General features: G+C 56.4%; 15 protein-coding genes. 5 read left to right on the top strand and 10 right to left on the bottom strand.

Features of this window, described 5'->3' with window-relative positions:
• Positions 1 to 16: 16 nt before the first annotated feature.
• Both ACOI7Z_RS16645 and mutY read right to left on the bottom strand, forming a co-directional pair.
• Positions 17 to 292 (bottom strand): oxidative damage protection protein, encoded by a 276-nt coding sequence (locus ACOI7Z_RS16645; RefSeq protein ID WP_004105744.1) that lies wholly within the window; start codon positions 290 to 292, stop codon positions 17 to 19.
• Positions 293 to 319: 27 nt separating this feature from the next.
• Positions 320 to 1,378 carry an A/G-specific adenine glycosylase gene (gene mutY, locus ACOI7Z_RS16640; RefSeq protein ID WP_087848585.1) on the bottom strand — a complete coding sequence of 353 codons (1,059 nt, stop codon included), beginning with the start codon at positions 1,376 to 1,378 and terminating at the stop codon, positions 320 to 322.
• Between the two features lie 136 nt (positions 1,379 to 1,514).
• On the opposite strand from mutY, the gene trmB reads away from it, so the two are divergent.
• The 4 genes from trmB to ACOI7Z_RS16620 all read left to right on the top strand — a co-directional run bounded on the left by trmB (position 1,515) and on the right by ACOI7Z_RS16620 (position 4,448).
• The gene (gene trmB / locus ACOI7Z_RS16635) at positions 1,515 to 2,234 is read left to right on the top strand and encodes a tRNA (guanosine(46)-N7)-methyltransferase TrmB (RefSeq protein WP_004205192.1); all 720 of its coding nucleotides are present in this window, start codon (positions 1,515 to 1,517) and stop codon (positions 2,232 to 2,234) included.
• Entirely contained in the window at positions 2,234 to 2,560 is a 327-nt protein-coding gene (locus tag ACOI7Z_RS16630; RefSeq protein WP_023291003.1) for a YggL family protein, read from the top strand. Before trmB ends, ACOI7Z_RS16630 begins: the two co-directional genes overlap by 1 nt.
• A 50-nt stretch (positions 2,561 to 2,610) precedes the next feature.
• Positions 2,611 to 3,330, top strand: a complete 720-nt coding sequence (locus ACOI7Z_RS16625) for a DUF2884 domain-containing protein (protein ID WP_087848586.1) — start codon at positions 2,611 to 2,613, stop codon at positions 3,328 to 3,330.
• Positions 3,331 to 3,440: 110 nt separating this feature from the next.
• Complete coding sequence (locus ACOI7Z_RS16620) at positions 3,441 to 4,448, top strand: DUF1202 family protein (protein ID WP_087848587.1); 1,008 nt, start codon at positions 3,441 to 3,443, stop codon at positions 4,446 to 4,448.
• 190 nt (positions 4,449 to 4,638) lie between these two features.
• Here ACOI7Z_RS16620 and ACOI7Z_RS16615 read toward each other — a convergent pair whose 3' ends face one another.
• From ACOI7Z_RS16615 to ACOI7Z_RS16580, 8 genes are all read right to left on the bottom strand, one after another.
• Complete coding sequence (locus ACOI7Z_RS16615) at positions 4,639 to 5,940, bottom strand: TRAP transporter large permease (protein ID WP_087848588.1); 1,302 nt, start codon at positions 5,938 to 5,940, stop codon at positions 4,639 to 4,641.
• Between the two features lie 10 nt (positions 5,941 to 5,950).
• The gene (locus ACOI7Z_RS16610; RefSeq protein WP_087848589.1) at positions 5,951 to 6,442 is read right to left on the bottom strand and encodes a TRAP transporter small permease; all 492 of its coding nucleotides are present in this window, start codon (positions 6,440 to 6,442) and stop codon (positions 5,951 to 5,953) included.
• A 46-nt stretch (positions 6,443 to 6,488) separates the two neighbouring features.
• On the bottom strand, positions 6,489 to 7,475 hold the full coding sequence (locus ACOI7Z_RS16605; protein ID WP_048298270.1) for a TRAP transporter substrate-binding protein: 987 nt from the start codon (positions 7,473 to 7,475) through the stop codon (positions 6,489 to 6,491).
• Between the two features lie 304 nt (positions 7,476 to 7,779).
• Positions 7,780 to 8,916 (bottom strand): radical SAM family heme chaperone HemW, encoded by a 1,137-nt coding sequence (gene hemW, locus ACOI7Z_RS16600; RefSeq protein ID WP_087848590.1) that lies wholly within the window; start codon positions 8,914 to 8,916, stop codon positions 7,780 to 7,782.
• Entirely contained in the window at positions 8,909 to 9,502 is a 594-nt protein-coding gene (locus ACOI7Z_RS16595) for an XTP/dITP diphosphatase (RefSeq protein WP_023290995.1), read from the bottom strand. The genes hemW and ACOI7Z_RS16595 overlap by 8 nt, the downstream gene beginning before the upstream one ends.
• Before the next feature lie 12 nt (positions 9,503 to 9,514).
• The gene (gene yggU / locus ACOI7Z_RS16590; protein WP_004205183.1) at positions 9,515 to 9,805 is read right to left on the bottom strand and encodes a DUF167 family protein YggU; all 291 of its coding nucleotides are present in this window, start codon (positions 9,803 to 9,805) and stop codon (positions 9,515 to 9,517) included.
• Positions 9,802 to 10,368: a YggT family protein gene (locus tag ACOI7Z_RS16585; RefSeq protein WP_002916613.1), complete on the bottom strand. Its 567-nt coding sequence runs from the start codon at positions 10,366 to 10,368 to the stop codon at positions 9,802 to 9,804. Before ACOI7Z_RS16585 ends, yggU begins: the two co-directional genes overlap by 4 nt.
• Before the next feature lie 20 nt (positions 10,369 to 10,388).
• Complete coding sequence (locus tag ACOI7Z_RS16580) at positions 10,389 to 11,090, bottom strand: YggS family pyridoxal phosphate-dependent enzyme (protein WP_086074960.1); 702 nt, start codon at positions 11,088 to 11,090, stop codon at positions 10,389 to 10,391.
• 16 nt (positions 11,091 to 11,106) lie between these two features.
• Here ACOI7Z_RS16580 and ACOI7Z_RS16575 point away from each other — a divergent pair, with 16 nt between their 5' ends.
• Positions 11,107 to 12,087 carry a type IV pilus twitching motility protein PilT gene (locus ACOI7Z_RS16575; RefSeq protein WP_044524702.1) on the top strand — a complete coding sequence of 327 codons (981 nt, stop codon included), beginning with the start codon at positions 11,107 to 11,109 and terminating at the stop codon, positions 12,085 to 12,087.
• Positions 12,088 to 12,326: the final 239 nt, after the last annotated feature.

Raw genomic sequence — 12,326 nt, 5'->3', positions numbered from 1 at the left:
AAAGGCCGCAGGGCCCTTACTGTTTTTCCGGCGGCGTATAGCCTTCGATGTGCACGTCTTTCCCTTCAAACAGGAACTGCACCATCTCCTGCTCCAGCAGCTTGCGGTGCTCCGGGTTCATCATGCTGAGCTTTTTCTCGTTGATCAGCATGGTCTGCTTGTGCTGCCACTGCGCCCAGGCTTCTTTGGAGATTTCGTTGTAAATGCGCTTCCCGAGTTCGCCCGGATACAGCTGAAAATCCTGGCCGTCCGCTTCACGCTGCAGGAAGGTACAAAAAATGGTTCTGCTCATAATCAATCCTCTTTGATAGCCGAAAATTTATACCGGCGTTCCGGCTTTTAACTGTTGCAACAAGCGCTCCACGGGGGCCGCCAGACCGACCGACGGCGGCTGCGCTAAGTTATACCAGAGTGCGTTGCCTTCATCCATGCATGCGCCAGATGAGTGCACTGTAAGCCACATCGGCACAATATCCAGATGGAAATGGCTGAAAGTGTGGCGAAAAGCGGTGAGCTGCGTCAGATTATCGGCCTTAATCTGGCGCTGTGCCAGCCACTCGCGCAGGCCCGCTTCGTCGGCAAACTGCGGAAAACAGAACAATCCGCCCCACAGGCCCACCGGCGGACGCTGGGCGAGAAACACCACGTCGCCGTGCTGCATCAGCAGGAAATAGCCGGTGCGTTCCGGAATGGTCTGCTTCGGTTTTTTGCCCGGATATTCTGCCCATGAATGATTGGCGTAGGCCACGCAGCCGTTGCTCAGCGGGCACAGTTCGCACTTCGGCTTCGAGCGGGTGCAGACCATCGCCCCGAGATCCATCATCGCCTGGTTAAAGCGCTCCACGCCCTTCGCCGGCGTGACCGCTTCGCTGATCTCCCACAGCCGTTTTTCTACCTCTTTTTTCCCCGGCCAGCCGCTGACAGCATAGCAGCGGGCGAGCACGCGCTTCACGTTGCCGTCGAGAATCGGATAATGCTGACCGAGCGAAAGGGATAAAATGGCCCCCGCCGTTGAGCGCCCAACGCCGGGAAGCGCCGCCACTTCGTCAAAAGTTTGCGGGAATACGCCGCCGTGCTGCGTCGCCACCTGCTGCGCCGCTTTGTGTAAGTTGCGCGCCCGCGCGTAGTAACCCAGTCCGGTCCACAGATGCAGCACCTCATCCAGCGGCGCGTTGGCGAGATCGACCACCGTGGGGAAACGCGCCATAAAGCGTTCAAAATACGGGATAACCGTGGTCACCTGAGTTTGTTGCAACATCACTTCGGAGAGCCATACTTTGTAGGGCGTCTTGGCGATTTGCCAGGGCAGGGTTTTACGCCCGTATTTGTCGTACCAGTCCAGGACCTGGGCTGAAAATTGCGTGGCGAGAAAAGTCAAAGCTACGGCTCCGGGATCGCGATTACAGGGTGGCAGATTGCAGCACAAGGCTGAGTGGCTGTAAACCCTTGCATCCGCCGGGTAACTTTGGATAATGCCCGTTTTCCGAACACTTTCACTAGCAGACCTAACTTTTATGAAAAACGACGTCATCTCTCCGGAATTTGATGAAAACGGCCGTCCGCTGCGCCGTATTCGTAGCTTCGTCCGTCGCCAGGGCCGCCTGACGAAAGGGCAGCAGCATGCGCTGGATAACATTTGGCCGGTGATGGGCGTTGAATTCAACGATGCGCCGCTCGATTTCGCCGCCCTGTTTGGCCGCGAAGCGCCGGTCACCCTCGAAATTGGCTTCGGGATGGGCGCCTCGCTGGTGGCCATGGCAAAAGCCAAACCGGAACAGAATTTCCTCGGCATCGAAGTGCACTCCCCGGGCGTCGGCGCCTGTCTGGCCTCGGCCGAAGAAGAAGGTGTGCAAAACCTGCGCGTGATGTGTCACGATGCGGTGGAAGTGCTGCACACTATGATTCCGGATAACTCGCTGAATATGGTGCAGCTGTTTTTCCCTGACCCGTGGCACAAAGCGCGCCATAATAAACGTCGTATCGTGCAGCCGCCTTTCGCCGAGCTGGTGAAAAGTAAACTGAAGCTCGGCGGCGTCTTCCATATGGCGACCGACTGGGAAGCCTATGCCGTCCATATGCTGGAAGTGATGTCCTCGCTGGAAGGGTACCGTAACCAGTCGGCAAGCAACGATTACGTACCGCGCCCGGAATCGCGACCGGTAACCAAATTTGAACAGCGTGGCCATCGTCTCGGCCACGGCGTATGGGACTTAATGTTCGAGAGGGTGAAATAATGGCCAAGAATCGTAGCCGTCGTCTGCGGAAAAAAATGCATATCGACGAGTTTCAGGAGTTAGGCTTCTCCGTCGCCTGGCGTTTCCCGGAAGGGACCAGCGAAGAGCAGATCGACCAGACGGTCAACGATCTGATCGAAGAGGTGATCGAGCCGAACAAGCTGGCCTTTGACGGCAGCGGCTATCTCTCCTGGGAGGGGCTGATCTGCATGCAGGAGATCGGTAAATGTACCGAAGAGCATCAGGCCATCGTGCGCCAATGGCTGGAAGCGCGTAAGTTAGAGGATGTGCGCACCAGCGAACTTTTTGACGTCTGGTGGGACTAAGTTTGACAAGGGTCGGCAACTGCCGGCCCGTTTTGTCTTAAGGGAGTTTTATGATGCGTAAAACGCTGCTGGCGGTGGCGCTCTCCGTCACCGCTTTGTCTGCCCATGCAGACTACCAGTGTAGCGTCACGCCGCGTGACGATGTGATCCTCACCCCGCAGCAGGTCCAGGTGAAAGGGGAAAATGGCAATCTGGTGATCAAACCGGACGGTAACCTGACCTTTAACGGCAAGGCCTATGCCCTCAGCGCCGCCCAGCGCGAGCAGGCCCAGGATTATCAGGCCGGTCTGCGCAGCAGCCTGCCGTGGATTGACGAAGGCGCGCGTTCGCGAGTCGAAAAAGGCCGCAAGGCGCTGGATAAAATCATTACCGAACAGGTCGGCGCCGACAGCAGTATGCACGGTCGTCTGACTAAGCTGGACGCGCAGCTGAAAGAACAGATGAACCGCATCATTGAGCGCCGCAGCGATGGCCTGACCTTCCACTATAAAGCCATCGACCAGGTGCGCGCCGACGACCAGCAGCTGGTGAATCAGGCGATGGGCGGCATTCTGCAGGACAGCATTAACGAGATGGGGGCGAAAGCGGTGCTCAAAGGCGGCGGCAACCCGCTGCAGGGCATTCTCGGCAGCCTCGGCGGTCTGCAAACCGCGATTCAGGACGAGTGGAAAAACCAGGAGGCCGATTTCCAGCAGTTTGGTAAAGACGTCTGCAGCCGAGTGGTCTCCCTTGAGGACAGCCGCAAAGCGCTGGTGGGCTCGTTAAAGTAAGCGACATCCCGCTACCTGCGTCCGCAGGTAGCAAAATCAGATTTCATTTATCCTGCCTGCGGTGGCGAACGCCTTATGATGCCTGCTGTATTCATAAAAGGAATTTGCTGATGAAAGAGGCATGGAAAACGCTCACCGTCCTGATGATCGCTTCCCCTTGTTACGTGCTGGCGGATGCCAACACGCCAACAGACGACGTGGTAAAACAGCAGTTTGCTGAACAGACTGGCGGGGTTATGCGCTTGCAACGTGTGACGCTAAAGCAGCTCGACGCCAGGGGAAATCAGGCGACCTATATGCTGGAAGGCGATATGGCCGCCGCGGAAGATCTCTATATTCGCGTCGGCGTCGCGGGAGATTACTTTTTTTATGAGCGAGTCTGGACCAGGGGGCGGCCGGTAAAGTTCTCCGCCATGATGACCGCGGTAGGGACCAAAGACTCCGGCTGGCAGACCGAATTCTTTTCGCTGCAGATGGCGGCGAAGAGGGGCGGGAGAACCTTTAAGGAAATCGGAGGGGATGAAAGTAAAACCCTGATCGTCAATGACCACAAATTTATGGCGCAATTTGCCAAAATTGACGCCAGCTTTGCCGCCAGCAAAGCCACGATGAAGACGCTGCAAGGGCAACAGGATGCGCTGAAAACCGAGATCGCCGCGTTAGAGGAGCGGATTAACCGTTCATGGGGTACGGATGCGAACGGCAAGCCGCTCGATCGCAGCGACGTGCAGCAGGCGATGCTGGAAAAAATGTATGAAGTAGACCGGCAAAACGATCCGCTGAAGTTCGAGAATCATTACTACAAAACTCTCTATGAACCCGCCCTGGCCGCCTGTCAGAAAAAAGCGGTTTGCGATGCCGGGCCGCTGCGCGCCGAGCGCGATGCCGTGCTGAATGAGCAGAAGCGTAACTATTATCGCCAGCATAAAGAGATGAGTGAAAATATCAAAGCGGAGATGGCCGCGCGCGATAAAAAGATAGCGCCGCTGCAGAAGCAAAAAGGCGAACTGAACGCGCAGCTCATGGCGCTGGAGATCCGCTACCGGGAGTTGGCTCGCGACGAAAAATACTGGCAGGAGGGGCTGGAGAAGATGCGCCGCGACGGGGTCCTTAAGTAGCCGGGTCAGGTTCGGAATGGCCCGGCTGCGCCTGGCGCGTATGAGCTTGTCGGATGACAGAATATTTTGCTATTGAAGCTTTTGTCGGCCGGGCACGGCGCTAGAGCCGTCGCCCGGCAGAAGCGTTAGCTCAAGGTCTAACGCCCATTCTTCCTCAGGAATGCGTCCCCTCCTTTCCAGGGCAATAACGCTACATCAGCCCCAGCAGCTGCGGAATAAACAGCGAAATCTGCGGGATATAGACAATCATCATCAGCGCGATCAGCAGGGCGGCGTAGAACGGCAGCAACGGTTTGATGAGCTGCTGAATTTTCACTCCTGAAATGGAGCAGCCGACAAACAGCGCGCTGCCTACCGGCGGGGTCAGCAGGCCGATGCACAGGTTAGCGACCATCATGATGCCGAAATGAACCGGATTCATGCCTAAATCCTCAGCAATGGGCAGAAATATCGGCGTGAAAATCAGCACAGCTGGGGTCATATCCATAAAAATGCCGACAATTAGCAGCACGATATTTATCAACATCAGGATCACCACCGGGTTTTCCGACACCCCCATTAGCGCATCGCTTATCATGTAGGGAATGTCGGCGTTGGTCATCGCCCACGACATGCCCACCGAAAAGCCAATCAGCAGCAGCACAATAGAGGTCATGACTACCGATTCCAGAATCAGCTTCGGCAGATCGCGCCACTTCACTTCCCGATAGATCAGTACCGACAGGATAAAGGTGTAGACCACGGCGATGGCAGAGGCTTCCGTCGCGGTAAAAATGCCGCCAAGGATCCCGCCCATCACAATGATGACCAGCAGCAGGCTGGGCAGAGCATCGAAAAAGGCCTTTGCCGCCTGGGCGCAGGTCGGCCGTTCGGAAACCGGATAGCCGCGGCGTTTAGCGATGCAGCCGCAGACCAGCATAATAGCCAGGCCCATCAGGATGCCCGGCAAATAGCCGGCCATAAACAGCGAGGCGACCGAGACGCCGCCTGCGGTCAGGGAAAAGACGATCAGGACGTTTGACGGCGGAATAAGCAGACCCGTGATGCAGGATGAGACGTTTACCGCTGTGGAAAAGGTCGGATCGTAGCCTTTCTGCGTCTGAATGGGGTTGAGCGTGCCGCCTACCGCCGCGGCGGCGGCGACGGCTGAACCGGAAATCGAGCCGAACATCATATTGGCCAGCACGTTGACGTGGCCCAGAGAGCCCGGCACGCGTCCGACCATCACCTGCGCCAGATTGATTAAACGTATGGCAATCCCGCCGCTGTTCATCAGGGTTCCGGCAAAGATAAAAAAGGGGATGGCCAGCAGCGCGAAGTTATCAAGTCCGTTCGCCAGGCGTTGAGACACGGTAATCACCGCGATATCCCAGGGAAACATCAGCAGCATCGAACCAACGGTAGCGATACCGATGGCGAAGGAGATGGGAACGCCAATAAAAACCAGAATAAAGAAAGCGCCAAACAGCGTCAGTGCAATATAGCTATCCATGAGTTGCTCCTTATTCTGCATGTTTGATGTTTTTCAGGCCGTTACTGATAAAACACAATGCGTAAAACATTATCATGATGCCGGTGAGCGGCAGGATCAGATACACGTAGCCCATGGGGATCTGCATCGCGGCTGAGACCTGGGCGGTCGACAGCGTTTTTGCAATCAGTTTTACGCCGCCGGTCACAATCACTGCGCCGGCAAACAGCAGGATCAGCAGGTTAATGATGACGCTGAAAAGCGCCTGCCTGCGGGGAGAGAGCGTCATGGTGAGTAAATCAATCGCCAGGTGACGCTGGGCGCCGACGGTATAGGCCGCGCCCAGTAGCCCGACCCAGATCATTAAGAAGCGCGCCAGCTCGTCGGTCAGGGTGCTTGGCTGGTTGAGCACGTAGCGGCTGAATACCTGCCAGACGACGCAGACAACCAGCGCAATCATTACAGCGAAAGAGAAGGCGGCGATGGTGCGGTCCACCGCCAGCTTAATGCGGTTAAGTATCATCGTTGATTTCCTGATGCAAACGGGCCAGTGGCCGGCCCGTTAAAGGTTATTCCGCGGCAGCTTCAAATTTGGCCAGCAGGGCGGCCTGGCTGGGATCTTTTTTAAAGTCATCGTATAGCGGCTGCACGGCGGCGCGGAACGGCGCTTTATCTACTTTGACTATTTCTCCGCCCAGGGCTTTGGCCTGCGCGCGGGTATCGGCATCGATCTTCCGCCACAGCTGTTGCTGATAAATCTCTGAGGCTTTCGCCGCTTTGATCAGAATGTGCTGCTGATCCGGCGTCAGCTTGTCCCAGGTTTTGCTGGAGATAACGAGGAAGTCAGGGATGGAGGCGTGCTCATCTTCAGAGAATACTTTCGCGATTTCGATATGGCGCGTCTGCACCCAGGAGGGAACGTTATTTTCCGCGCCGTCTACCACCCCCTGCTGCATGGCGGTATAAACTTCACCAAAGGAGATGGGGGTCGGGGAACCGCCCATTAATTCGACCATTTTTAACGTTGTCGGACTGGCCTGGACGCGGATCTTCAGTCCTTTTAAATCTTCCGGTTTAGTAATGGGCTTTTTGGCATAAAAGCTTCGCGTCCCGGCGACAAAAGCGGAAAGGGCAAAGAATCCTTTCTCTTTCGTCGAGTTCATTATTTCCTTGCCCACCTCGCCGAAGACGACTTTATTGAAGTGATTCTGGTCGTTAAACAGGAAGGGTAAATTATAAATGGCGTAAATATTATCGAAAGACTCCAGATCGCTGGCGGAACCTTTGGTCATATCCAGCGCGCCATTTTGTAATAACTCCATGGTCTCGCGCGCGCTGCCCATCTGACTACTGGGGTAAATACGAATCTTCATCTTACCGTCAGAAAGCTGGTTTACCTCTCTGGACATCTCCTCCAGCGCCTGATGCACCACATGGCTGCGCTCAAGGTTATGTGCCAGTTTTAACGTGACTTTTTCAGCCGCGACGGCCCCTGCGGAGAGTAGGGCCAGTAAAGCTATACCTACCAGAGAACGAGAAAAAGGATATTTTTTCATGAGTTGGCTCCATGCACTTGGGATAATTGGTCAATATCTTTAGCATCATGCTTTATTTCTGTATGACATATTATCTTTGTTGTCGTACATCTTTAAGCTACCTGACTCACACTTTCTGGCAATGAGGTAAGGAAATAACCGATTTTATTGCTGGATTGATATTTGGCTTGTATTAATTAATGCAAATTAATTTAAGGGTGGAATATTTGATAAGAATGAGTCGGATATAATAGGGTATATATGGCGGAGGAATCGAGTTATTCCCATTCCCGCACTCTGCCTGGCGGGAATGGGATAACGATATTTATTCGCTAAGGAATAGTTCGAGAAGAGAATTTAAAAACAGCTTTCCATGCTCGGTGATCTGCCAGTTCTGCTCGTCTTCCTGCAGATAGCCCTGAGCTATCGCCGCGTCCAGCTGCGGACGAATCGCCACTTCATCAAGACCGGTATAACGGCGGAATTCCGCGCGCGGCGCGGCCTCAAGCAGGCGAAAACGGTTCATAAAGAACTCAAACGGTTTATCCGCCTCTTCCACATCATGCTGACGTTCGAGGTAGCGGCCTTCCATATAGCCGCGCGGGTGGCGGGTTTTGGCGGTACGCAGAATGCGCCCGTCCGGGAAGGTTATCTTGCCGTGCGCGCCGCAGCCGATGCCAAGGTAGTCGCCAAAGCGCCAGTAGTTGAGATTATGCTGACACTGATAGCCCGGTTTGGCGTAAGCGGAAGTCTCGTACTGCTGGTAGCCGGCGGCGCTCAGCAGCTGATGCCCCTGCTCGAAAATATCCCATAGCGCGTCGTCATCCGGCAGCACCGGCGGCCGGGAGCCGAACAAGGTGTTCGGCTCAATGGTCAGCTGGTACCACGAGAGATGCGGCGGGTTGAGAGCAATGGCCTGACGCAGATCGTCCAGCGCCTCCTCCAGAGATTGGTCCGGCAAACCGTGCATCAGGTCGAGATTGAAACTGCGCAGGCCCAGGCCGCTGGCGAGGCGTGCCGCGCGTTTGGCCTCTTCCGGGCCGTGGATCCGCCCCAGCCGCTGCAGCTTCGGTTCGCTAAAGCTTTGTACGCCGATGGAGATGCGATTCACCCCGGCGCGCTGGTAATCAACGAAGCGATCGGCCTCCACGGTGCCCGGGTTGGCTTCCATGGTGATTTCCGCCCCGGCGGCCAGCGGCAGGCAGGCGCGGACGCCATCGAGCAGGGTTTGCATGGCCGGGCCGGACAGCAGGCTCGGCGTACCGCCGCCGATAAAAATGGTGCCTATTTCCCGTCCCTGGGCATACTGCGCATCGGCCCGCAGATCGTTCAGCAGATGCTGGACGTAGTCATCGTGCGGCACTTCGCCTTTCAGCGCATGCGAATTAAAGTCGCAGTACGGGCATTTCTGCACGCACCAGGGAATATGGATATAGAGACTCAGCGGCGGCAAATTAGCCATTACGTAATGCTTCCAGTAACAATTTCAGCGCCTGCCCGCGATGGGAAATGGCGCTCTTTTCTTCACGGCTGAGTTCGGCCGCGGTTTTTCCTTCTGACGGGACGAAGAAGATCGGGTCGTAGCCGAAACCGCCCTGACCCGCGGCTTTCCGGGCGATCACCCCAGGCCAGCTGCCGTGGCACACCAGCGGCGTGGGATCCTCGGCATGGCGCAGATAGACCAGTACGCAGTGGAATTGCGCCTGGCGCTGGTCGTCCGGCACGTCCTGCAGGGCATCGAGCAGTTTCTCAAGGTTCTGCTGGTCGCTGGCGTCGACGCCGGCATAGCGGGCGGAGTAGATGCCCGGCGCGCCGCCCAGGGCATCGACGGCCAGACCGGAATCGTCGGCGATAGCCGGCAGGCCGGTGATCTGCGCCGCATGACGCGCCTTCAGAATCGCGTTTTCAATGAAGGTCAGGCCGGTCTCTTCCGCAGACTCGACGCCCAGCTCGGTCTGAGCGACGATATCGAGACCAAAATCTTCCAGCAGCGAGGCCAGTTCGCGCACTTTACCGGCGTTGCCGGTAGCGAGGACGACTTTTTGCATGATGAATCCTGTTTATTCAGTTAGCGCCGCGACCGCAGTCGGGATCTGTTGTGGGGCGATGATTTTAACTTGCTTATGGCGGCCCAGCTCGCCTTTTTCAATCAGTACCTGGCTTTTGGCGACGCGGAACTGTTTGGCGAGAAATTTCACCAGATGGGCATTGGCCTGGCCATCAACGGGCGGGGCGGTAATGGCGACTTTGAGCTCGTCGCCATGCACGCCCACGATGCTGTCGCGGCTGGCCTTCGGCTGAATATACAGCCTCAGCACCAGCCCGTCAGCGCAGCTTTCAACGGCACTCATAGCGCCATCCACAGCCCCGGCAGCAGTACGTTACCGGTGGCCTGCAGCACCTCGGCGATACCCATATTGATCACGTACAGCAGCAGCACCAGCACCATCGGCGAGAAATCGATACCGCCCATCGACGGCAGCAGGTTGCGGATAGGGCGCAGCAGCGGGTCCGCCAGCTGCATCAGCACATACTCCACCGGGCTGCGTCCCTGGCTGACCCAGCTCATGATCGCCATCAGCAGGAGCACCCAGAAGATCAGCGAGCCGATGGTTTTCAGCAGAATAAGCAGAGCGGAGATCCAGATGATCGGCTGGAAGGTGATCACCATAAACAGTACGATCGCTTTGATGACGCAGAGGATGAATGCCACCAGCAGCGAGGCGCTGTCAATCGGCCCCATTGCCGGGATAATCCGGCGCAGCGGCCCGACAATCGGCTGCGTGGCCTTTACCACAAACTGCGAAAACGGGTTGTAAAAGTCGCAGCGCGCCCACTGCATCCAGACGCGTAACAACACGACCATCGTGTAAAGCTCAATGACCGTTGAAAGCAGGAAAGTCAACGTCTTCATGGCGTTCCTCAGATTCCTTATTATTTGCTGTAGTCGCGCGCACCAAAAATGGCCGTGCCGATGCGCACCATTGTGCTTCCCGCCGCGATAGCGGCTTCCATATCGTCCGACATTCCCAGAGACAACGTATCGACCGTGGGGTACCGCGTTTTTAACCGCGCAAATGCTACCGCCATTTGCTGGGCGACGGCAAACTGCCTTACATATTCTGACTCAGGCGCGGGGATCGCCATCAGGCCGCGCAGCTCCAGATGAGGTAACTCAGCGATCTCCGCCGCTAAGGCATCGAGCGCTTCCAGCGGGATGCCGGATTTACTCTGCTCATCGCTAATGTTGATTTGAATCAGTACCTTCAGCGGCGGCAAATGCGTCGGGCGCTGCTCGTTCAGGCGGGTGGCGATTTTCAACCGATCGACGGTGTGGCACCAGTCAAAATGTTCGGCCACCAGCCGGCTTTTGTTGGACTGCAGGGGGCCAATAAAGTGCCACTGCAGACCGCTGACGCCTGCCTGCTGGAAATGGTTGATCTTCTCCACGCCCTCCTGGACGTAGTTTTCACCAAATGCCCGCTGGCCTGCCGCGATGGCTTCTTCGATCGCGCTCGCAGGTTTCGTTTTACTCACTGCAAGCAATGTCACTTCTTCTGGCGCACGCCCGCAACGGGCGGCGGCACCGGAGATTTTGTCCCGGACCTGTGCCAGGTTATGCGCAATATCGTTCATATTCCGAGGATGAGTTATGAAGCTGGAAGAAATCGTAGCCCTTAGTGTAAAGCATAATGTCTCCGATCTACACCTGTGCAATTCCGCCGCACCGCGCTGGCGGCGGCAGGGCAAGCTGGAGTCCGCTCCCTTTCCCGCGCCGGATATCGCGGATTTACTCAACGACTGGCTCGATGCCGCACAGTTCCAGCACTGGCAGGAGCACGGCCAGATTGACTTTGCGCTGACTCTGGCCTGCGGTTCGCGGCTACGCGCCAGCGCTTTCGCCCATACACGCGGAATATCGCTGGTGCTGCGCCTGCTGCCCGTCCAGTGCCCGCGTCTGGAGACGCTGGGCGCGCCGCCTGCGCTAAGCGAACTACTGGCGGAAGAGAGTGGCCTGCTGCTGGTCACCGGGGCGACGGGAAGCGGCAAGTCGACTACCCTGGCGGCGATGGTCGGGCATCTCAACCAGCATCTTGATGGCCATATTCTGACGCTGGAGGATCCGGTGGAGTTTATTCATCACAGCGAGCGCTGCCTGATCCAGCAGCGGGAGATTGGCCGTCACTGTCCTTCGTTCTCCGCGGCGCTTCGGGTGGCGCTGCGCCAGGATCCGGATGTGATCCTGCTTGGGGAGTTACGCGACAGCGAAACCATCCGCCTGGCGTTGACGGCTGCGGAAACCGGGCATCTTGTGATGGCGACATTACACACCCGCGGCGCGGCGCCGGCGGTGGAGAGATTGATCGATGTCTTTCCGGCAGAGGAGAAAGATCAGGTTCGTAGTCAGCTGGCCGGAAGCCTGTGCGCGGTGCTGGCGCAAAAATTATTACCCGCACGTCAGGGCGGCAGAGTTGCGCTATACGAGCTTCTGGTCAATACGCCGGCGGTGGCGAATTTGATCCGCGAAGGAAAAGTGCACCAGTTGCCCGGTGTTATGCAGACCGGGATGCAGGCCGGAATGCTGACATTTACCCAGAGTTTTCAGCAACGTGTGGCCGCAGGCCAGCTGTAAGGGGGGCGTGAAGCGGGTTGGGTGGTTAAAATGATGTGTTAACTGAATGTTTAAATGCTGTTTCTGGATATTATTTGATAATACAAATAATCTTTCTGAATAAATTCAAATAAGACATTCAGCTGAGATATTTCGACATTGAATACGCATTTCCAGGAAAAAAGTTTGATTACCTTTTGACAGCTTTGCGGTATTCGATTTATGCTGTTTACGGGAATAGGATGATTCTCATGGAATAA

The organism is Klebsiella sp. C283 (assembly GCF_048822555.1).
GTDB classification, from domain to species: domain Bacteria; phylum Pseudomonadota; class Gammaproteobacteria; order Enterobacterales; family Enterobacteriaceae; genus Klebsiella; species Klebsiella quasipneumoniae.
This window is presented reverse-complemented; position numbering and strand designations above follow the sequence as displayed.